2 protein-coding genes are annotated in these 1,643 nt (G+C 48.3%); both read right to left on the bottom strand.

Annotated elements, in window-relative coordinates; all coding sequences use genetic code 11:
• Positions 1-99: 99 nt before the first annotated feature.
• Positions 100-315 (bottom strand): hypothetical protein, encoded by a 216-nt coding sequence (locus LQ229_RS26880; RefSeq protein WP_230193411.1) that lies wholly within the window; start codon positions 313-315, stop codon positions 100-102.
• The gene (locus tag LQ229_RS26875) at positions 308-1,558 is read right to left on the bottom strand and encodes a transposase (RefSeq protein ID WP_230193410.1); all 1,251 of its coding nucleotides are present in this window, start codon (positions 1,556-1,558) and stop codon (positions 308-310) included. Before LQ229_RS26875 ends, LQ229_RS26880 begins: the two co-directional genes overlap by 8 nt.
• Positions 1,559-1,643 lie beyond the last annotated feature (85 nt).

Below are 1,643 nucleotides of genomic sequence, written 5' to 3'. Positions count from 1 at the left end.
TAAGAAAAACGCCTGACGGCGTCCTTTAAGTTCGTGCATCTCCGTTCATACGTACCAAAGTAAGCTGGGGTATGGGGATCTTCTTCCCCTGTCCCCAGTCTACTTTTTCACATCATTTATCCTGTATTCATAGCCATGAACTCCTTTGTAATAATCCGGATACATCGCTCCGCCGCATTCTTCACAACAGAATTGCGGAGGTACGGTCGGATCTCCATCATCCATTGCATCGAAATTCCGAACGACATTCAGCGGAATCTCTTCTTCGCTGCTGCATTGCAAACAGATGTATTTTATCGTTTCTTTGCTACGCAACCCGCTCTGCGGCTTTTTCTTTTTCTTGGCTGCCTTTCGTTTCCTGGACACCGGTGACATCCCGAATCATCCTTTCCAGACATGCCTTTGAGGTGGAGCACACCGCGTACTTCACCTTCAATTTCCCATCCTCAAGACAAGCTTCTCCCTTATATTCATAGTAATTTTCGCATTTGGGACAACATGGCGGCTTCCCCGTCTGCTCCTTGACCCGTTCGCTCCACGTTCTCCGTTTCAATATCCGCTTTGCCTTGACGATCCATCTTCTCGCCGCTTTTTGCCACTCGCTGACTAACTTCTTGCACAGGCTCTTGATCCGCCGCGAGTAAACCCCATAGTAACGGATCGTCTTAAAGTGTTCATCCGGGATATGTCGGATCAGCCTTCCGATGAATTCTTCCACCGGGATGGTCTCCGTTTTCTCCTCCCCATCCGTCTTATCCCGATAACGAAAGGTCACCGTTTCCCCATCATACGCTTCGATCCGGCTCACCGCGATCGCCGGTCTTCTCATATAACGCCCGATATATCCGAGTTGCCGCTTGACATTCCCTTTCTGTTTCGGAGCATGCACATAGAAGCCCTCCCCATTTTCGGAGTAGGCTTTTTGCAAACGGGATTGTACTTGCTTTTTCTCTTGGTCGCTTAACTTTCGGCGAATCAGCTTTAACACCACGGTCTGCCATTGCTTACGCAACATCCCGAACGGCACAAAGTCATACGTTTTCCATTTACCGTTCTTCTCCATTCCGCCCATGGTCACCAGCATATGGACGTGGGGATTAAAGTGAAGCCGTGCCCCAAACGTATGTAATCCAGCAATAATACCGGGAGTTACCTGATGCTTCGTCTCGAAATACTCTTTGACCACACGAACCGCTTCATCCATAAATTCTTTCAGCAGTTTTTCCCGATGAAGCAGAAACACTTCCCGCAACCGTTCATCGATCGTGAAGACGACGTGGCGATGGTTCACTTGGAATACGTCTTGTTCCAGGAGCCGTGCCCATTCTTCTGTCTCTCCGCATGAACAGGTCGTACAGAATCTTCCTTTGCAGCGATACGGAACAAGCCGCAGATCATGGCATCCTTCGCACACCAGCAGTTTAAATCCATTTCGGGGATCTCCGCATTTGCGGAACTTCTCCACTTCTTTTAGAACATGAGGACGAAGCTTGCTCTTATGCTTCGCAACAAACCGATCCCAATGTCCATGTTCATCAAAGAAGATTCGTTTTAGCACGTTCGTCTCCATATCCTAACCTTACCAAAAACAAAAACGAGGCGGAAGCCCTGCCCACCCCAAAATTTTATAAATTCTATAATGT

Source organism: Paenibacillus sp. CECT 9249 (assembly GCF_918697855.1).
Taxonomy (GTDB): Bacteria; Bacillota; Bacilli; order Paenibacillales; family Paenibacillaceae; genus MSJ-34.
This window is presented reverse-complemented; position numbering and strand designations above follow the sequence as displayed.